This is a genomic window from Acidovorax facilis, from assembly GCF_050626955.1.
In the GTDB taxonomy this organism is placed as follows: domain Bacteria; phylum Pseudomonadota; class Gammaproteobacteria; order Burkholderiales; family Burkholderiaceae_C; genus Acidovorax; species Acidovorax facilis.
On sequence record NZ_CP192460.1, the window covers coordinates 877,466 to 894,051 of the forward strand.

The window sequence follows — 16,586 nt, forward strand, 5'->3', positions numbered from 1 at the left end:
CGCGGTGCGCGCCAGGCTGGGACGATGAAGGCTACTGTGCCTGCACTTCGCGGCCCGCGCAAGGCGGGGGAGTCACCATTGGGGTGTCTTGAACAGGTTCTTACACCGACCGGCTGCGGGCCAGCGGCGGGTTCTTGGCAAAGTAACGCGTGATGCCGCGCATCAGCGCATCGGCCAGTTGTTCCTGGTAGGCACTGCTGCGCAGGCGCTTTTCTTCTTCGGGGTTGCTGATAAAGGCGGTTTCGACCAATACGCTCGGAATATCGGGCGCCTTCAGCACTGCAAAACCTGCCTGCTCCACGCGGGGCTTGTGCAGCTTGGCCATGCCGCCGATCTCGCCCAGCAGCACGGTGCCCAGCTTCAGGCTGTCGTTGATCTGTGCGGTGGTGCTCATGTCCAGCAGCGCGCGCTGCACGTGCTGGTCTTTGGACTGCACGTTGATCCCGCCCACCAGGTCGGCCTGGTTTTCCTTGTTGGCCAGCCAGCGGGCAGCCGTGCTGGAGGCGCCACCCTGGCTCAGCGCAAACACGCTGGCGCCCCTGGCGGCGGGGGTGGTGAACGCGTCGGCGTGGATGCTGACGAACAGGTCGGCCTGCACGCGCCGGGCCTTTTGCACGCGGGTGCCCAGGGGCACAAAGTAATCGCCGTCGCGCGTCAGGTAGGCGCGCATGGGGTTGCCGCCCACGGTGGTGGCGTTGATGCGGTCGCGCAGCAGGTGCGCCACGCGCAGTACTACGTCTTTTTCGCGCGTGCCTGCAGGGCCGATGGCGCCGGGGTCTTCGCCGCCGTGGCCAGGGTCCAGCGCCACGATGATGATGCGGTCCGTCTGGGTGGATGTGGCTCGGTTGCCGGGGCGCGCGGGTTCTGGCGGTGGCGGCGCGGTGGCCACCATGGGTGGGGGCTCGGGCGGGCCAGGGCGCTGGCTGCGCTGCGCAATCAGGTCGCCCAGCGGGTCGTGCTCGGGCGCTGTGGGGGCGCGCGCTGCGGCGGCGTTGGCCGCAGCAGCGGCCGTCAGCGGCGGATTGGGTGCGGGGGCGGGCTTGGCGGGGGCCTCGCGCAGGCGTTCGGCAATCAGCGCCTCCAGCGGGTCCACCGGTGCGGCGGGGTACAGGTCAAACACGAGCCGGTGCTGGTAGGCCGCCACGGGGGGCAGCGTGAACACCTGGGGCATGGCCGCCTGTTTCAGGTCGACCACCAGACGTACCACACCGGGCGCATTCTGGCCCACGCGGATGCCAGCGATGTTGGGGTCGTCGGGCTTGACCTTGGCCACCAGCTCGCGCAGCTCGGGGCTCAGGTCAATGCCCTCGATATCCACCGCCAGCCGGGGCGGGGTGGTCACGAAAAACTGCTTGGCCACCAGCGCACCGTCGGATTCGATGGTCACGCGCGAATACTCGGGGGCGGGCCACACGCGCACGGCCAGGATGGTGGCGCCGCGTGCAATCTGCTGCGTGCCCAGCAACAGCACCAGGCTGCCTGCCTGCAGCACAGCGCGGCGCGAGGGCAGGGGGGCAGCGGGGGGATGAGCGGGCAGGGTGGGTTCGTTCACGGCGTCTCAGAGTGCTTGCAGCAAGGCACGCCCGATGGGGGTATGGGCGTGCACGGTGACTTTCCTTTCGGTGTCGTCGATTGCTTCAATGTGGATAGCAAGGTCCGCAAGCGGGGTAAGCGCTGCAGCCTTTTCCGGCCATTCTGCCACCTTGAGACCGGGGTTGGCAAAAATGTCCCTGAAACCCGCATCCTCCCACTCGCGCGGGTCGTCAAAGCGGTAGAAGTCAAAGTGCCAGATGGCGAGGCCCGGGGCCTCGTGTGGCTCCACCACGGCGTAGGTGGGGCTCTTGATGCGGCCCTCTACGCCCAGCGCGCGCAGCAGGTGGCGCACCAGCGTGGTCTTGCCCGCGCCCAGGTCGCCGTGCAGGGTTACAAAGGCATTGGCCAGCAGGGGCTGCGCGGCAAGGCGCTGCGCGAAGGCGGTGGTGTCGTCCTCGCTGTGCCAGGTGAAATGGCGCGCAGTTTCGGCAGCAGCATGGTTGCCGCTTTCTACAATCTGGCCGGTATGTGGTGCAACAGTCAACTCGTTCCTCAAATGCAGGAGTGGGCCCGCGAGCTGGGATTTTCCCAAATCGGCGTGGCGGGGGTGGACTTGTCTGCGGCAGAGCCCGGGCTTGAGGCCTGGCTGGCACAGGGCTTCCATGGTGACATGCATTACATGGCATCCCACGGCATGAAGCGTGCGCGCCCGGCCGAACTGGTGCCCGGCACCGTGAGCGTGATCACGGCGCGCATGGATTACTTGCCGCGCGATACCGCCATGGACGCGCCCGAAGGCTGGCAGACGGCGGAGCTTTCGCGCCTGCAGCGCCCGCGGGAGGGCATCGTCTCGGTCTACGCCCGGGGCCGGGATTATCACAAGGTGCTGCGCGCGCGCCTGCAAAAACTCAGCGACCGCATCGCCGAGGCGATTGGACCGTTTGGCCACCGCGTGTTCACCGACTCGGCCCCCGTGCTGGAAGCGGAGCTGGCCGCGCGCAGCGGGCAGGGCTGGCGCGGCAAACACACACTGGTGCTCAACCGCGAGGCGGGGTCGATGTTCTTCCTCGGCGAGATCTATGTGGACATGGCCCTGCCCGAAAGCGCGCCCGTCACCGCGCATTGCGGCAGCTGCAGCGCGTGCATTGACGTGTGCCCCACGCAGGCCATCATTGCGCCGCACCGCGTTGATGCGCGGCGCTGCATCTCGTACCTCACCATCGAACACGCCGGGCCCATCCCCGTGGAACTGCGCCCGCTGATGGGCAACCGCATCTATGGCTGCGACGACTGCCAGCTGATTTGCCCCTGGAACAAGTTTGCCCAGGTGAGCCGCCTGCCGGACTTTGACGAGCGCAAGGGCCTGGCGGGCCAGCAGCTGGTGCACTTGTTTTCGTGGGACGAGCCGACCTTTTTGCGCATGACCGAAGGCGGCCCCATCCGCCGCATTGGCCACGAGCGCTGGCTGCGCAATGTGGCTGTGGCGCTGGGCAATGCGCTGCGGGCGACGGGCGACGAGGCGGTGCGTGCGGCATTGCAGTCCCGCGCCGACGACACCAGCGAGCTGGTGCGCGAACATGTGGTCTGGGCGCTGAATTTTGAGTGAAATTGGCACCTAGCGCTTGATGGATAAGCGCAAACAGCTATCAAAATAAGAGCATTGGTGCCAGCTTTGCTGGGGCGTGTTGCTTTTGCTCTTGCGGCTACCGCGCCAGCAAACCTGTGTCTTTGAGGGTCAACACCAGCCCCTGGGTAAATTCTTCATACCCCGCAGCATTGGCATGGATCTGGTCCGCCCGCAGCCGCTCCTGCCCCAGTACACCCGACCAGCCTTTGCTGTGCAGCGGCACTTTCAGTTCGCCGGCGATCTCTTCGTACATCGCGTGGTCGCTCAGGCGGCCTACCGCCGCCAGCATCGTCAGCTCGGGCACCGCCACCAGCAGCACCTGTGCGCCGCTGGCCTGAGCATCGGCGCAGATCTGGCGGATGTTGCTGCGGGTGCCGGTGGCGCTCTGGCGGCGCAGAAAGTCGTTGCCGCCAATGCTCACGATCACCAACGCCGGCTTGTGCTTTTGCAGCAACCCCGGCAGGCGTGCCAGCGCATCGCCCGAGGTGTCACCCGAAATGCCACCATTGACCACCTTCCAGCCTGTCAGGCGTGCCAGCACGGCCGGGTAGGCGGTGTCGGCCGAGGCACCCACGCCCGATGTCAGCGAGTCGCCCAGGGCCAGCACGGTGGCATCGGGCGGCAACGATTGCGCGCGCGGGGTTTTGCGCCCGCAGCCCACCAACGGCACAAGCGCCAGTGCCCCCAGGCTTGCCATCAACGCGCGGCGGCTTGCCAAGGCGTCGGAACCCAGGGCTCTGCGGGAATCGGTCATCGGAGAAACCCCAGCGCAAACGGCAGGCTGACCATGCCCAGCAATGTGGAGAGCGTCACCAGCCCCGCCACATACGGCCCGTTGTAGCCCATGCGCGCTGCCAGCACATAGCAGGTAGAGGCAGTGGGCAGGGCCGAGAAAGCGAGCAGCATGGTGGTCTGCACGGCATTGAGCCCAAACAGCCGGGCCATCGCAAACGCCAGCAGGGGCTGCACCAGGTGCCGGATGGACAACACCGCCACGCTCAGGGCCTTGCCGCGCGAGAGCAGGCCAAACTGCAGGCCTGCGCCCGCCGCCATCAGCCCCAGCGCGAGCGACGCCGCACTGATGCGGCTGACCGTGGGGCTGGCCCATTCCGGAATCTGAAAGCCCAGCAGGTTGGCCACCAGGCCCGACACCGTGGCGACGATGAGCGGGTTGCGCACCAGCTCGCGCGCAAAGCTGTGCTGGCCATGCCGCGCCATGGGCCACACGGCCGCCACGTTGAACAGCGGCACGCACACGCCGATCAGCACGGCAATCATCAGCAAGCCCTCAGCGCCCGCCAGGCGCTCGGCAATGGCCAGGCCAATGAACGAGTTGAAGCGGAACGCCACCTGCGCACTGGCAGCGTGGTCGCGTGCGTCGATGTGTTTGCCCAGCCACGGCCAGTGCGGCAGGCTGTAGGCCAGTGCAATGCCCGTGACACCCATGGTCAAACCCGCAGCGATCAGGCCCGACGCGGCGCCGATGTCCACCGGGCTCTTGACGATGGACTGGAACAACAGCACAGGGAACAGCAGGTAGTACACCAGGCTCTCCACGGGTTGCCATACCGAGCGGTTGAGGGCGGTGTACCGGCAGATGAGGTATCCGCAGAGGATGAGGGAGAAGTCCGGGATCAGGAGCTGGGCGTAATTCACGTGCCGAGAATACTTGATCCGTGTCAGTCTCTGCGGGTTAGCCCTTATGTGGAATCCGCAGGGCTCCAAGGCAGCCATTGCGCATACCATCAGCGCTGTTTGTTACCCCCGCTCGAAGGAGAACTCCATGCATCGTCGTCAATGGCTCGCGCTGACCGTACTGGCTGCCGCCGCAGGCACCGCAGCCGCCCAGGGCTACCCCAACAAGGTGATTAAGCTGCAGGTGCCGTTTGCACCCGGTGGCACCACCGACATCATTGCGCGCGTGATCGCCGACCCGCTGGGCAAGGCCCTGGGCCAGAGCGTGATCGTGGAGAACAAGGCCGGTGGCGGCGGCATCGTGGGTGCGGCAGAAACGGCACGCTCGGCCCCAGACGGCTACACGCTGGGCGTGGCTACCGTGTCCACCACGGCCGCCAACCCCGCCATCAACCCCAAGACCCCGTACAACCCGCTGACGGACTTCACGCCCATCATCAACATTGCGGCCACGCCCAATCTGATTGCCGTGAACCCCAGCTTCCCCGCCAAGGACTACAAGTCGTTTGTGGCCGAAGTGCAGAAGAACCCCGGCAAGTACTCGTATGCATCGTCGGGCACGGGCGGCATTGGCCACCTGCAGATGGAGCTGTACAAGAGCCTGTCCAACACCTTCGTCACGCACATCCCCTACCGCGGTGCGGGCCCGGCGCTGAACGACACCGTGGCCGGCCAGGTGCCGATCATCTTTGACAACATTCCATCCGCGCTGCCCTTCATCAAGGACAACCGCCTCGTGGCCATCGCTGTGGCCGCGCCACAGCGCGTTGCCGCACTGCCCAATGTGCCCACGTTCAAGGAACTGGGCCTGGAGCCCGTGAACCGCATGGCCTACTACGGCATCCTGGGCCCCAAGGGACTGCCCAAGGACATCGTTGACAAAATCAACGCCGCCGTGCGCACCGCACTGCAAGACCCGGCCGTGAAGAAGCGCATCGAAGACACCGGCTCCATCGTGGTGGGCAACACGCCCGAGCAGTTTGCCGAGCAGATCAAGGCCGAGTTCGCGGTCTACAAGCAGGTGGTCGCCAAGCAGAAGCTGACGCTGGAATAAGCAAGCGCCGTATTCCATACTTCTCAGTCAAAGCCGCCCGTTGCCACGGGCGGCTTTTTTACGTGCTATCGTTTTTTGCATGCTTGCCACCAGCCTGACCGCCATCGACACCTTTGTGGACGCCCTCTGGCTGGAGGACGGGCTTTCGCGCAACACGCTGGCCGCCTACCGGCGTGACCTGACGCTGTACGCGCAGTGGCTGGCCGACCAGCAGCCTCCGCAGGCGTTGGACGGCACGGCCGAGCACCATCTGCAGGGTTACTTCGCCGCCCGGCATGCGCAGACCCGCGCTACGTCTGCCAACCGGCGCCTCACGGTGCTGCGCCGCTACTTTCACTGGGCGCTGCGGGAGCGGCGCATCACGGTCGACCCCACGGTGCGGTTGCAGGCTGCGCGCCAGCCTCTGCGCGTGCCCAAGACCTTGTCACAGGCGCAGGTGGAAGCCCTGCTGAATGCGCCAGACGTCGGCAACCCGCTCGGGCTGCGTGACCGCACCATGCTGGAGCTGATGTACGCCAGCGGCCTGCGCGTGACGGAGCTGGTCACGCTCAAGACCTTTCAGCTGGGCCTGAACGAAGGTGTGCTGCGGGTCATGGGCAAGGGCAGCAAGGAGCGGCTCGTGCCGTTTGGCGAAGTGGCCCGCCAGTGGCTGGACCGCTATCTGCAGGAAGGCCGCAGCGCCATCCTGGGCGGGCAGCAGACAGACGACCTGTTCGTCACCCAGCGGGGCAGCGGCATGACGCGGGTCATGTTCTGGGTCATCGTGAAGAAATGGGCGCAGGTGGCGGGCATCACCGTGCCACTGTCGCCCCACACGCTGCGGCACGCGTTTGCCACGCATCTGCTCAACCACGGTGCAGATTTGCGGGTGGTGCAGTTGCTGCTGGGCCACGCCGATATTTCCACCACCACCATCTACACCCACGTGGCGCGCGAGCGGCTCAAATCGCTTCATGCGCAACACCATCCGCGCGGGTAGCGCAGGCGCCCTGGTTGTGGTGCCCCTGCGGATACACGCCCTTTCACCCAAGGAAACATTCATGAAAAAACTATTTATCGGCGCGTTGCTGCTGAGCACCGTCACCTTGGCCATGGCGCAGGCCTGGCCTACGGCCAAACCCATTCGCATCGTGGTCGCCTACCCCGCTGGCGGCGTGAGCGACACGGTGGCCCGAGCGCTGGCCGACAAGCTGGCTGTGCAGCTCGGCACCCCCGTGGTCATCGAGAACAAGGCCGGTGCGAGTGGCAGCCTGGGCGTGGACGCGGTGGCCAAGGCGGCTCCCGACGGCTACACCCTGGGCTTTGCGGCGGTGAGCCCGCTGGCGCTCAATCCGCACCTGGGCAAGTCGCCGTTCGATCCCCAAAAGGACATTGCACCGGTCGTGAGCGTGATGTATTCACCCGTGCTGCTGCTGGGCACATCCGCCAGCAAGGCGGCGGATTTCAAGGACCTCATCGCCACCGCACAGGCCAAGCCGCGGGCTGTGCGCTGGGCGACCTCGGGGCAGGCGTCGCTGGGCCACATCATGCTGGAGCAGATCATGGGCAAAAGCCAGGTGCAGATCACCCATGTCCCCTACAAGGGCGGCGGCCAGCAGATGAACGACGCGCTGGGCGGCCAGTACGAGGTGTTGTCCACCAACGCGGGCCCTGCCGTGCTGCAGCACATCAAGGCGGGCAAGCTCAAGCCGCTGGCGGTGGGCGCACCAGCGCGGCTCGACTCGCTGCCCCAGGTGCCCACGCTGGCAGAGCTAGGCCAGCCTGCTGCCAACCTGTCTTCGCTGTTTGGCATCTATGCGCCAGCGCAGACGCCTGTGGCCGTGCTGGAGCGCATCAATACCGAGGTGAACAAGGCGCTGGCCCTGCCCGACATCCGCAACAAGCTCGAGGCCACGGACAACGTACCGACCGGCGGCACGGCTGCCGAGTTCGCGCGCCAGATTGCGCAGGAGTCGGAGAACAACGCGCGCATCATCCGCGCGGCGGGTATCCAGGGAAATCAATGACCGCCTGAAAAACCACGGGCCCTGGATGACCAGGGCCCGTGCAGGTAAAGGTGTTTCTGGGACGAATCAGTCTTCGTTGAGGCTCTCGGCCCAGGTCAGTGCCTGCAGGTGGGCCCAGTTGACCTGGCGGTTGGACAGGTGCAGCGCATCGGCGTTCTTGGCAAAGGCCACTTCGTCGCCGCTTTCGCAGGCCTTGGTCAGTTCCAGGAAGGGCGCGAACACACCAGTGCCGCGCAGCAGGGCGTCCATCACGGGCTCGGGCAGGGCCACGGATTCGAGCGCCTTTTCAATCGGAACCCCCAGCATGGTGTCCAGCAGCGAGAACACACCCACCACAAAGGCGTTGTCACATTCTTCGGGTGGCAGCAGCTCGGCGGCCAGCAGTTCCATCAGGCGGCCGCGCACCACGGCGGTCTGGCCCACGGCTGGGGGCGCGCCGCCGGCGCGGGACGTGGTCATGAGCAAGGCCGCCCAGCGGAACAGCTTCTTGAGGCCCAGGATCATCACCGCATGGCGGAACGAGGTGATCTCGCACGACAGGCCAAAACCGGAGGAGTTGATGAAGCGCAGCAGGTTGAAAGACAGCGTGGGGTCTTTCTTGAGCAGATCTTCGATCTCGGCCGTGCTGGCCTGTTTGCGCACCAGGTTGATGAGCTGGATGATCGTGGCCTGCGAGGGGCGGATGGTGGTGGCCTTCACCAGCGAAGGCTGGGCAAACCAGTAGCCCTGGAAGAGCTTGACGCCCAGGCCGCGCATCAGCTCGTACTGTTCGGCGGTTTCCACCTTTTCGGCCACCAGCGTGGCCTTGCTGTGGGTGGTGGAGAACTTGACCAGCGGCCCAGCCAGTTCAGGCTTGAAGGCCTGCATGTCGAGCTTGATGAAGGAGGCCATGGGCAACCAGCTGGTGTAGGCGCGCTTGAGGGCCTGCTGGTCGAATGCCAGGCGAAAACCGCGCGTGCGCAGGGCTTCCAGCGTGGGAATGCGGCCTTCGATCTCCTCGGGCGTGGCGCCTTCGGGTAAAGGGGGGACTTCCAGCACCACCTTTTCGGGGTGGATCAGCTCCAGGTGGCCGCCCGAGAGGCTGTCGTGCGTGCAGTTGATAAACACCGTCTTCTTGCCGACCAGGGCCTCGGTGCCGGCGTACGACAGGGCGTTGAACAGCAGGGCAGCGTCGCTGGCCGCTGTGTGGGCGTCGGAGGCGGTGGACCGGTCAAACAGCTCATAGCCATAGACAGCGCGGGATTCGTCCACGATGGCCTGGCGCGCAATGATGGCGATGTTCTCGTCTACAGGGTCAACCGCAGGAGATGCAGCTTCGGGGGCGTCTTGTTCAGGTGTGGTCGACATGGGGTCTGCTGGAGTGATGTGCTGGGGTCTGCAATGATTCTAGACCTGCACGTGGCGTGCGCCTATCAATCAATGTGAGCTTCAGTCGGTGAGTTGGTCCGCCCAGGCCAGGGCTTGCAGGTGCGCAAAGTTGATCTGCTGGCTGGTCAGGTGCAGCAGGCCCGCCGTGCGGTCGAACACCACATCGTCGCTGGATTCGCAGGCTTCGGCCAGGGTCAGCAGGTCTCCCAGGAAGCCTTCGCGCCGCAGCAGCGCCGCCGCCACGGGCTCAGGCACGTTGAGCAGGCCGAGCGCGGATTCCATGGGCATGGACAGCATCACGTCCAGCAGCGAGAAGATGCCCACGACGAAGGCCTGGTCGGCTTCTTCGGGCGGAAGGGTTTCGAGCGCCAGCAGTTCCATGAGGCGGCCCCGCACCACGGCGGTCTGGCCCACAGACGATGGGGTGCCGCCCGTGCGCGAGGCAGTGAGCAGCAGCGCTGCCCAGCGGAACAGTTTTTTCAGGCCCATGAGCATCACGGCCTGGCGGAAAGACGTGATCTCGCGCGACAGGCCAAAACCTGCCGAGTTGATCAGGCGCATCAGGTTGAAGGCCAGGCCAGCATCTTTCTTGAGCGTTTCTTCGATGTCATCGGTGCTGGCCTGTTTGCGCACCTGGTTGATGAGTTCAATGATGCTGGCCTGTGACGGGGTCAGCAGCTTGGCCTCGACCAGCGCGGGCCGTGCGAACCAGTAGCCCTGGAACATCTGCACGCCCTGGCTGGAGACCATGTCGTACTGCTGAGCAGTTTCCACCTTTTCCGCGATCAGTTCGGCCTGGCTGTGGCGCCCGGCGTAGCTGATCAGCACGGCCAGCTGGTCGGGCGCCAGCACCGAAAGATCCAGCTTGATGTAGTCCGCCAGCGGCAGCCACGGGGCATACGCGGACTGCAACACCGTGTGGTTGAACGCCAGGTGAAAGCCCCGGTCGCGCAGCTCGGTCAAGATAGGCAGGCGTGTGGCGACTTCTTCGGCCGCAGTGTGGCCCAGTGGAGGAATTTCGAGCACCACCTTGTCGGGCTCCACGAGTTCGAGGTGGCCACCGGAAAGGCTTTCATGTGTGCAGTTCACGAAGATGAGCTTTTTGCCCACCAGCTCTTCAGTGCCAGCGTGCGAAAGGGCGGTGAAGACCAGGATCACGTCGGTGGCGGCCGTGTGTGCGGCGCCGCTGCGCGAGCGGTTGAACAGCTCATAGCCGACCACCACCTGCTGCGCATTCACGATGGCCTGCCGCGCGATCATGGCGACCGAGGACTGGTTGCCGGAGGGCGGTGCGGTGGGAGTGCCGGGGGCAGTGGGTGAAGTCATGGAGGGAGTATCGAAGAAAGAGGGGCCAGTGTCAGCGGGCGGGGCTGGCGCGGCAAATTGTAGGAGCCGCTGCGGGCGCGCGCTGTAACCAGGAATTCAGACAGGGCTTGCATACATCGGGATGCGCCAGCCTTCTCGCCCTGGGACTGGCCGCTTGACGGAGCCTTTTTTTGCGCAAGCCATGTCAGATCTGCTGGAGCCAGCGCAGCTCGTTGTCAGTGAACCCGGCCTTGCGGCGGGCGGCTTCGTTGAACGGGGGTTTCAGGCGGGGGGCTTCGTACTGCTTGACCAGGGTGTCATAGTGGGCTTCAGGGTCTACCCCCTGGCGCTCGCACAGCCAGCGGTACCAGTGGTTGCCGATGGCCACATGGCCCACCTCGTCGCGCAGGATGGTGTCGAGAATACCCACGGCGGCCAGCGCATCGGGCGTGCCCACTTGGCGCAGCTTGGCCTGAATCTGCGGCGTGGCGTCCAGCCCGCGCGCCTCCAGGGTGCGCGGCACCAGCGCCATGCGGGCCAGGATGTCGTGCTGGGTCTTCTCGCACATCGTCCACAGGCCCTGGTGGGCCGGGAAGTCGCCATAGTCATGGCCCTGGCGGCGCAGGTGATCGCGCAACAGGCGAAAGTGCCGGGCCTCTTCCCCTGCGACCAGCATCCAGTCGGTGTAGTAGCTGCGGGGCATGCCGTCAAAGCGCCATACCGCGTCGAGTGCCAGATTGATGGCGTTGAACTCGATGTGCGCAATGGCGTGGATCAGAATGGCGCGCCCCTGTGGAGTGGCCGGCGAACGGCGGGCGACGTCGGTATGGCGAAGCAACTCCGGCCGCTCGGGACGGCCAGGCAGTGCACTGGCGTCGGATGGGGGAGTGGGGGATTGTTCTGCTATCGAAAGAGTAGCTGATTGCGCTTGCAGGTCAAGCGCTGCGGCCGCTTTTTGTTCAGGGTCTGCAAGGCACAAGACCTGCAGTGCACGGTGGCGAAGCTCCATCCTTACAATTCTAGGCCCTGCCATGCGGAACACGGCGCACGCTTTGTAACGTCTGGCGACTTCCCTGGGCCTGTGCAAACGCTGGCCTTTCCTCTTTTTTGGAGTGGTGCATGGCGATTTACGAACTCGATGGCATGGTGCCCCAGTTGGCGGCATCGGCCTGGGTGGCGGACAGTGCCCAAGTGATGGGCAATGTGGTGCTGGGCGAAGACGCCAGCGTCTGGTTCGGCACGGTGATCCGCGGCGATACCGAGACGATCACCATCGGCGCTGGCTCCAACATCCAGGATGCCAGTGTCTTGCATGCAGACATCGGCAAGCCCCTGGTGGTGGGTGAGCGTGTGACGGTGGGCCACCAGGTCATGCTGCACGGCTGCACCATCGGCGACGAATCACTCATCGGCATTGGCGCCGTGGTGCTCAACGGCGCCAAGATCGGCAAGCACTGCCTGGTGGGCGCGGGCGCGCTGGTGACCGAGGGCAAGGAGTTCCCGGATGGCTCCATGATCATCGGCAGCCCTGCCAAGGCAGTGCGCGAACTGACCCCCGAGCAGATTGAAGGCCTGCGCCAGAGCGCCCAGCACTACATCGACAACGCGCGCCGCTATCACAGCGGCCTGCACAAGCTCGCCTGAGCGGCGGCAACCATTTTTCGTTGCTGCCGTCCACTTTTCTCCTGGAACCCCTGCGTGTCTGAACTCCACAAGTTTCTTTTCGACGGCCTGCCCGTGCGCGGCATGATCGTGCGCCTGACCGATGCCTGGACCGAAATCCTGCGCCGCCGCGCCAGCAACACCAGCACGGGTGCCTACCCTGCGCCCGTGAGCGAGTTGCTGGGCGAGATGGCCGCCGCCGGTGTGCTCATGCAGTCCAACATCAAGTTCAACGGCGCACTGGTGTTGCAGGTGTTTGGCGATGGCCCCGTAAAGCTCGCCGTGGCCGAAGTGCAGTCGGACCTGAGCCTGCGAGCCACGGCGACCGTGAACAGCGAGGTGCCAGAGGGCGCAGCCCTGAGCCAGATGGTGAATGTGGGCGGTGGCGGCCGCTGCGCGATCACGCTCGACCCCAAGGACCGCCACCCGGGCCAGCAGCCCTACCAGGGCGTGGTGCCGCTGTATGGCGACCGCCACGAGAAGCTGGAACGCCTGTCCGACGTGTTGCAGCACTACATGCTGCAGTCCGAGCAGCTGGACACCATCCTGGTGCTGGGCGCCAATGACCAGGTGGCTGCGGGCCTGTTGATCCAGCGCATGCCGATCAAGGGCGAGGGCAATTTGGCAGCAGGCCTCACGCACCGCGAGAACGAAGACCAGATCGGCCACAACGAAGACTACAACCGGATCGCCCACCTGGCTGCCAGCCTCACGCGCGAAGAGCTGCTGACCCTGGACGTGGATACCATCCTGCGCCGCCTTTTCTGGGAGGAAAAGCTACTGCGCTTCGAGCCCCAGCAGGGCGCCAGCGGCCCTCGGTTTGCCTGCACCTGCAGCCGTGAACGTGTGAGCAACATGCTGCGCAACCTGGGCGTCGAAGAAGCCGAGAGCATCCTCTCCGAACGCGAAGACATCGAGGTGGGCTGCGAGTTCTGCGGGCAGCAGTACCGCTTTGACGCGGTCGATGCCGCGCAGATTTTTGTGCCACCCACCGTCAGCCAGCCGCCCGGACCCACCGGCATCCAGTAGGGCATCTGGTAGGTCTTCCGGCGCCCGTCGCAGCCACGGCTGCCTGCGCTCCACGGGCCAGCCGACGTGCCGGGCGGATGACCATCGTTGACAATCGCACGCGCTTTATCACGCTGTGCGCCCCTAAGATGTCGCCTTCCACACGGCAGGTTCTCTGCAAGGCCACCCCAGGGGCAGGCCCGCAGCCGCACCGCTTTCTTGGTGTGGTGCTGCAAGTGCAAGAGGAGTTATGGGGTTACTACGCCGTGTGTTTGGGGGTGCCCGGGGGCAAGAGGCTGTGCCTTCCCTGGAGCTGTGCGACAGCAGCCGGGCTTCCGGCACGCAGGATTCGCTGCGCGCGGACACCGTGCTGGCGGCCCTCGACATCGACGCCGCCATCAATGCCCACGAGCGCTGGAAAACCCATCTCATGGACTACCTGGAAGGCCGTACCACCGAGGGTCTGGACCCTGCGGAGGTGCGCCGCAGTGACCGGGGTGCCCTCGGGCGCTGGCTGCATGGGGTGGGCGGTGAATTGCTGGGCGACCAGCCTGCGTATGCGGTGCTGATGGCACGCCACCAGTATTTCCACGAACAGGCAGCGATGCTGGTGGAGCTGGCCCAGCAGGGCGAGTGGGACAAGGCCGTGCAGGTGCTCCATGGCGGCTACCGCTATGGCTCCAGCCAAGTGGTGCTGCTGCTCAAGGAGCTCAAGCGCGGTCTGGTGCAGCAGGCCTGATCTCATCCCTCTACCTCCATCCCCTCCACGTTGTTTGGGGATATGCCTCGGGTCGCGGGTTTTAGGTGGAGCCTGTGTCCCGCCCCATAAGTGCAGTGAAGAGTCGGTGTTCGCATTCGGGATCACTGCATTTTTCGCAGTTCCAGGCGCGCAGGCGGGGCGCTGTCCGGGTACTGGAGCCAGAATCTGAATCGAAATTGCCTCTGGCGCTTGATGGGTATGTGCTAGAAGCTATGTTTTTTATAGCATTCAGCGCATTGGCAATGCGCTGCTCACCGTGGCCATACACAACGCGATAGCCCATACCCACCTGGGTCAGATCCGCACGCAAACGTGCATCGGCGGCTTCCTGTGCGGCCCGCTCGCTGGTGGGGCAGGGCAGATCCAGCCCCATGAGCAGAATCAGGCTGGCATCCACGACCCCCTCAGAGGGCAGGCCAGGGTTGCAGAGAATTTGCGCGGAGCCGGGGGCAAGTTGCGCGTGGAGCGCATCGCGCAGCGCCTGGGCCCCGGTGCCGGGCGCGCCGAGGAGAACAATTGTGGGCGGGAAGGGCACGGTGGCAGGGGGGGGCAGAAGGTGGGGTGTCGTCCCCAATCCACCATCAAGACATCCGAAGGGCAGTTTTTGGGGGCCGGGGCACTGACCCCAGGAGGGGCGAACACAAGGACTCAGCGTGGCGTGAACTGCACGTAGACCTCGTTGGGCTTGACCATGCCCAGTTCGCTGCGCGCCTTTTCTTCCACCATGTCGAGCCCTTCCTTGAGGTCATGCACCTCGGACGACAAGCGCTCGTTGGCCAGCTTGGCCTGGTCATTGGCAGCCTTTTGCACATCGATTTGCCGCTGCATCTCGTTGACGCGCGGCACGCTGCCCCGCCCGAGCCAGAGCTGGGCGTGCAGCGCTGCCAGCAGAGCCAGCAGGATCACAGGCACAAGGCGGGAGCCCATGGCTCGCTCGGGCTGGATGGGGATCAGCGCAGGTTATAGAACGCAGCGCGGCCGGGGTACTGAGCGATTTCACCCAGGTCTTCCTCAATGCGCAGCAGCTGGTTGTATTTGGCGATGCGGTCAGAGCGGCTCAGCGAGCCGGTCTTGATCTGGCCTGCGTTGGTGCCCACGGCGATGTCGGCAATGGTGCTGTCTTCGGTTTCGCCCGAGCGGTGCGAGATCACGGCGGTGTAGCCTGCGCGCTTGGCCATCTCGATGGCGGCAAAGGTTTCGGTCAGCGTACCGATCTGGTTGATCTTGATCAGGATCGAGTTGGCAATGCGCTTGTCGATGCCTTCCTTCAGGATCTTGGTGTTGGTCACGAACAGGTCGTCACCCACCAGTTGCACCTTGTCGCCCAGGCGTTCGGTCAGGTGCTTCCAGCCGTCCCAGTCGCCTTCGTGCATGCCGTCTTCGATGCTGATGATCGGGTACTTGTCCACCCAGGCGGCCAGCATGTCGGTCCATTGCTGGGCGGTGAGCTTCAGGCCGCCTTCGCCTTCCAACACGTAGTGGCCGTCCTTGTAGAACTCGCTCGCGGCGCAGTCCAGGCCCAGGGCGATCTGCTCGCCCGCCGTGTAGCCCGCAGCTTCAATGGCTTGCAGGATCAGGCGGATGGCGGCTTCGTGGTTTTCAACGCTGGGGGCAAAGCCGCCTTCGTCGCCCACGGCAGTGCTGATGCCCTTGTCGTGCAGAATCTTCTTGAGCGCGTGGAACACTTCGGCGCCCCAGCGCACGGCTTCGCGGAACGTGGGAGCGCCCACGGGGATGATCATGAACTCTTGCAGGTCCAGGCTGTTGTTGGCGTGCGCGCCGCCGTTGATCACGTTCATCATGGGCACGGGCAGTTGCACGCTGCCCATGCCGCCCAGGTAGCGGTACAGGGGCAGGCCGGACTCTTCGGCGGCAGCACGGGCCACGGCCATCGACACAGCCAGCATGGCGTTGGCGCCCAGGCGGCTCTTGTTCTCGGTGCCGTCCAGGTCGATCAGGGTCTTGTCCAGGAAGGCCTGCTCGGAGGCGTCCAGGCCCAGCACGGCTTCGCTGATCTCGGTGTTGATGTATTCCACAGCCTTGAGCACACCCTTGCCCAGGTAACGGCTCTTGTCGCCGTCGCGCATTTCAATGGCTTCGCGGCTGCCGGTGGAGGCGCCCGACGGCACGGCGGCCCGGCCCATCACGCCCGATTCGAGCAACACGTCGCATTCGACGGTGGGGTTGCCGCGGCTGTCCAGAATTTCGCGACCTACGATGTCAACGATTGCGCTCATTTTTTTCCTTTGGATAGATAGAGGTCAGACCGGGGCGTCAACGCCTTCGACCAGCACCATATTGAAAAACTCGGTCGCACCGGCGCGCTTGCTGCGCGCGGCACGGTACAGCTCGGCGTCGTAGAAAGCCTTGGCGGCATCGAAACTGGGAAAGCGCAGCATCGCCACGCGCGCGGGCGTCCAGTTGCCTTCCAGGGTCTCGAACTTTCCGCCGCGCACCAGGTATTCGCCACCGTGGGCCTTCACGGCTGCGGGCGCGGCCGCCATGTAGTCTTTGTACTGTTCGGGGTTGGACACTTTCATGTCCACGATGATGTAGGCAGCTGGCATG

General features: G+C 65.1%; 18 protein-coding genes. 7 read left to right on the forward strand and 11 right to left on the reverse strand.

Features of this window, described 5'->3' with window-relative positions:
• Nucleotides 1-100 precede the first annotated feature (100 nt).
• Both ACQ4MJ_RS03975 and tsaE read right to left on the reverse strand, forming a co-directional pair.
• Entirely contained in the window at nucleotides 101-1,552 is a 1,452-nt protein-coding gene (locus ACQ4MJ_RS03975; RefSeq protein ID WP_228899395.1) for an N-acetylmuramoyl-L-alanine amidase, read from the reverse strand.
• 6 nt (nucleotides 1,553-1,558) lie between these two features.
• A complete protein-coding gene (tsaE, locus tag ACQ4MJ_RS03980; protein WP_431149905.1) occupies nucleotides 1,559-2,077 on the reverse strand; it encodes a tRNA (adenosine(37)-N6)-threonylcarbamoyltransferase complex ATPase subunit type 1 TsaE in 519 nt (172 codons plus the stop codon).
• 12 nt (nucleotides 2,078-2,089) lie between these two features.
• On the opposite strand from tsaE, the gene queG reads away from it, so the two are divergent.
• Nucleotides 2,090-3,139, forward strand: coding sequence for a tRNA epoxyqueuosine(34) reductase QueG (gene queG, locus ACQ4MJ_RS03985; protein WP_431149901.1), 1,050 nt, complete (start codon nucleotides 2,090-2,092; stop codon nucleotides 3,137-3,139).
• A gap of 97 nt (nucleotides 3,140-3,236) precedes the next feature.
• Here queG and ACQ4MJ_RS03990 read toward each other — a convergent pair whose 3' ends face one another.
• Both ACQ4MJ_RS03990 and ACQ4MJ_RS03995 read right to left on the reverse strand, forming a co-directional pair.
• On the reverse strand, nucleotides 3,237-3,914 hold the full coding sequence (locus ACQ4MJ_RS03990) for a GDSL-type esterase/lipase family protein (protein ID WP_431149898.1): 678 nt from the start codon (nucleotides 3,912-3,914) through the stop codon (nucleotides 3,237-3,239).
• Nucleotides 3,911-4,816, reverse strand: coding sequence for an AEC family transporter (locus tag ACQ4MJ_RS03995; RefSeq protein WP_431149895.1), 906 nt, complete (start codon nucleotides 4,814-4,816; stop codon nucleotides 3,911-3,913). The genes ACQ4MJ_RS03990 and ACQ4MJ_RS03995 overlap by 4 nt, the downstream gene beginning before the upstream one ends.
• A gap of 127 nt (nucleotides 4,817-4,943) precedes the next feature.
• On the opposite strand from ACQ4MJ_RS03995, the gene ACQ4MJ_RS04000 reads away from it, so the two are divergent.
• From ACQ4MJ_RS04000 to ACQ4MJ_RS04010, 3 genes are all read left to right on the forward strand, one after another.
• Nucleotides 4,944-5,909 carry a tripartite tricarboxylate transporter substrate binding protein BugE gene (locus ACQ4MJ_RS04000; RefSeq protein ID WP_055398604.1) on the forward strand — a complete coding sequence of 322 codons (966 nt, stop codon included), beginning with the start codon at nucleotides 4,944-4,946 and terminating at the stop codon, nucleotides 5,907-5,909.
• A gap of 79 nt (nucleotides 5,910-5,988) precedes the next feature.
• Nucleotides 5,989-6,888, forward strand: coding sequence for a site-specific tyrosine recombinase XerD (gene xerD / locus ACQ4MJ_RS04005; protein WP_121505825.1), 900 nt, complete (start codon nucleotides 5,989-5,991; stop codon nucleotides 6,886-6,888).
• Between the two features lie 61 nt (nucleotides 6,889-6,949).
• Complete coding sequence (locus tag ACQ4MJ_RS04010; RefSeq protein WP_431149892.1) at nucleotides 6,950-7,915, forward strand: Bug family tripartite tricarboxylate transporter substrate binding protein; 966 nt, start codon at nucleotides 6,950-6,952, stop codon at nucleotides 7,913-7,915.
• Between the two features lie 66 nt (nucleotides 7,916-7,981).
• On the opposite strand, the gene ACQ4MJ_RS04015 is transcribed toward ACQ4MJ_RS04010, so the two are convergent.
• From ACQ4MJ_RS04015 to ACQ4MJ_RS04025, 3 genes are all read right to left on the reverse strand, one after another.
• Nucleotides 7,982-9,262 carry an EAL and HDOD domain-containing protein gene (locus ACQ4MJ_RS04015; RefSeq protein WP_431149890.1) on the reverse strand — a complete coding sequence of 427 codons (1,281 nt, stop codon included), beginning with the start codon at nucleotides 9,260-9,262 and terminating at the stop codon, nucleotides 7,982-7,984.
• An 81-nt stretch (nucleotides 9,263-9,343) separates the two neighbouring features.
• Complete coding sequence (locus ACQ4MJ_RS04020) at nucleotides 9,344-10,609, reverse strand: EAL and HDOD domain-containing protein (RefSeq protein WP_055398607.1); 1,266 nt, start codon at nucleotides 10,607-10,609, stop codon at nucleotides 9,344-9,346.
• 184 nt (nucleotides 10,610-10,793) lie between these two features.
• Complete coding sequence (locus ACQ4MJ_RS04025) at nucleotides 10,794-11,597, reverse strand: ferritin-like domain-containing protein (protein ID WP_431149888.1); 804 nt, start codon at nucleotides 11,595-11,597, stop codon at nucleotides 10,794-10,796.
• Nucleotides 11,598-11,707: 110 nt separating this feature from the next.
• Between ACQ4MJ_RS04025 and ACQ4MJ_RS04030 the strand changes: the two genes are divergently transcribed.
• From ACQ4MJ_RS04030 to ACQ4MJ_RS04040, 3 genes are all read left to right on the forward strand, one after another.
• The gene (locus tag ACQ4MJ_RS04030; RefSeq protein WP_055398609.1) at nucleotides 11,708-12,232 is read left to right on the forward strand and encodes a gamma carbonic anhydrase family protein; all 525 of its coding nucleotides are present in this window, start codon (nucleotides 11,708-11,710) and stop codon (nucleotides 12,230-12,232) included.
• A gap of 54 nt (nucleotides 12,233-12,286) precedes the next feature.
• Nucleotides 12,287-13,279, forward strand: a complete 993-nt coding sequence (locus tag ACQ4MJ_RS04035; RefSeq protein ID WP_121420684.1) for an Hsp33 family molecular chaperone HslO — start codon at nucleotides 12,287-12,289, stop codon at nucleotides 13,277-13,279.
• 229 nt (nucleotides 13,280-13,508) lie between these two features.
• Nucleotides 13,509-13,997, forward strand: a complete 489-nt coding sequence (locus tag ACQ4MJ_RS04040) for a CZB domain-containing protein (protein ID WP_121420683.1) — start codon at nucleotides 13,509-13,511, stop codon at nucleotides 13,995-13,997.
• Nucleotides 13,998-14,058: 61 nt separating this feature from the next.
• On the opposite strand, the gene ACQ4MJ_RS04045 is transcribed toward ACQ4MJ_RS04040, so the two are convergent.
• The 4 genes from ACQ4MJ_RS04045 to ACQ4MJ_RS04060 form a co-directional block, all read right to left on the reverse strand.
• Nucleotides 14,059-14,553 carry a hypothetical protein gene (locus ACQ4MJ_RS04045; protein ID WP_431149885.1) on the reverse strand — a complete coding sequence of 165 codons (495 nt, stop codon included), beginning with the start codon at nucleotides 14,551-14,553 and terminating at the stop codon, nucleotides 14,059-14,061.
• Nucleotides 14,554-14,666: 113 nt separating this feature from the next.
• On the reverse strand, nucleotides 14,667-14,945 hold the full coding sequence (locus ACQ4MJ_RS04050; RefSeq protein WP_121420682.1) for a septum formation initiator family protein: 279 nt from the start codon (nucleotides 14,943-14,945) through the stop codon (nucleotides 14,667-14,669).
• A gap of 23 nt (nucleotides 14,946-14,968) precedes the next feature.
• Complete coding sequence (gene eno, locus ACQ4MJ_RS04055; RefSeq protein ID WP_108626910.1) at nucleotides 14,969-16,255, reverse strand: phosphopyruvate hydratase; 1,287 nt, start codon at nucleotides 16,253-16,255, stop codon at nucleotides 14,969-14,971.
• 24 nt (nucleotides 16,256-16,279) lie between these two features.
• Nucleotides 16,280-16,585: a DUF1330 domain-containing protein gene (locus ACQ4MJ_RS04060; protein WP_121420681.1), complete on the reverse strand. Its 306-nt coding sequence runs from the start codon at nucleotides 16,583-16,585 to the stop codon at nucleotides 16,280-16,282.
• Nucleotide 16,586: the final 1 nt, after the last annotated feature.

What these genes read in the sequence shown, in the direction of transcription:
- queG (WP_431149901.1), top strand. Translation starts at nt 2,090, where the DNA reads ATGCAGGAGTGGGCCCGCGAGCTGGGATTTTCCCAAATCGGCGTGGCG.
- ACQ4MJ_RS03990 (WP_431149898.1), bottom strand. Translation starts at nt 3,914, where the DNA reads ATGACCGATTCCCGCAGAGCCCTGGGTTCCGACGCCTTGGCAAGCCGC.
- ACQ4MJ_RS04000 (WP_055398604.1), top strand. Translation starts at nt 4,944, where the DNA reads ATGCATCGTCGTCAATGGCTCGCGCTGACCGTACTGGCTGCCGCCGCA.
- xerD (WP_121505825.1), top strand. Translation starts at nt 5,989, where the DNA reads ATGCTTGCCACCAGCCTGACCGCCATCGACACCTTTGTGGACGCCCTC.
- ACQ4MJ_RS04010 (WP_431149892.1), top strand. Translation starts at nt 6,950, where the DNA reads ATGAAAAAACTATTTATCGGCGCGTTGCTGCTGAGCACCGTCACCTTG.
- ACQ4MJ_RS04015 (WP_431149890.1), bottom strand. Translation starts at nt 9,262, where the DNA reads ATGTCGACCACACCTGAACAAGACGCCCCCGAAGCTGCATCTCCTGCG.
- ACQ4MJ_RS04020 (WP_055398607.1), bottom strand. Translation starts at nt 10,609, where the DNA reads ATGACTTCACCCACTGCCCCCGGCACTCCCACCGCACCGCCCTCCGGC.
- ACQ4MJ_RS04025 (WP_431149888.1), bottom strand. Translation starts at nt 11,597, where the DNA reads ATGGAGCTTCGCCACCGTGCACTGCAGGTCTTGTGCCTTGCAGACCCT.
- ACQ4MJ_RS04030 (WP_055398609.1), top strand. Translation starts at nt 11,708, where the DNA reads ATGGCGATTTACGAACTCGATGGCATGGTGCCCCAGTTGGCGGCATCG.
- ACQ4MJ_RS04040 (WP_121420683.1), top strand. Translation starts at nt 13,509, where the DNA reads ATGGGGTTACTACGCCGTGTGTTTGGGGGTGCCCGGGGGCAAGAGGCT.
- ACQ4MJ_RS04050 (WP_121420682.1), bottom strand. Translation starts at nt 14,945, where the DNA reads ATGGGCTCCCGCCTTGTGCCTGTGATCCTGCTGGCTCTGCTGGCAGCG.
- eno (WP_108626910.1), bottom strand. Translation starts at nt 16,255, where the DNA reads ATGAGCGCAATCGTTGACATCGTAGGTCGCGAAATTCTGGACAGCCGC.
- ACQ4MJ_RS04060 (WP_121420681.1), bottom strand. Translation starts at nt 16,585, where the DNA reads ATGCCAGCTGCCTACATCATCGTGGACATGAAAGTGTCCAACCCCGAA.